This window comes from Micrococcus sp. Mcc89, assembly GCF_024519795.1.
GTDB classification, from domain to species: Bacteria; Actinomycetota; Actinomycetes; order Actinomycetales; family Micrococcaceae; genus Micrococcus; species Micrococcus luteus.
In genome coordinates this window covers 1-502 of sequence record NZ_JALJRI010000014.1, presented here as the reverse complement: position 1 = coordinate 502, position 502 = coordinate 1, and the positions used below count along the sequence as shown (strand labels likewise).

At 65.9% G+C, this 502-nt stretch carries 1 pseudogene; it reads left to right on the top strand.

The window, feature by feature from the left end:
• A pseudogene (locus NR072_RS01240) lies at window positions 1-502 on the top strand (pyridine nucleotide-disulfide oxidoreductase); the annotation flags it as partial.

Below are 502 nucleotides of genomic sequence, written 5' to 3'. Positions count from 1 at the left end.
TGGCCGGCTCGTTCGGTGGCGCGGATTTCGCGTCCTGGTATGACGGGCACCCGGATGTGCCGCGGCACTGGCCGTTGGAGGCCACGCAGGTGGCGGTGATCGGCAACGGGAACGTGGCCCTGGATGTGGCCCGGATCCTGTCCAAGCATGCCGAGGATCTGTTGCCCACCGAGATCCCGGACAACGTGTACCGGGACCTGGCCGCTTCCCCGGTCACGGATGTGCACGTGTTCGGTCGGCGTGGGCCGGCGCAGGTGAAGTTCACCCCGTTGGAGCTGCGGGAGCTGGCGCATTCCCGGGATGTGGACATCGTGTTGTACGAGGAGGACTTCGACTTCGATGAGGCCTCGGAGAAGGCGATCGAGGAGAACAACCAGGTCCGCACGATGGTGGGGACGTTGACGAACTGGCTCATGGAGCAGGAGGACCGTCAGCAGAGCGCCTCGCGTCGGCTGCACCTGCATTTCCTGCAGGCCCCGGAGGAGTTCCTGGACGAGGACGG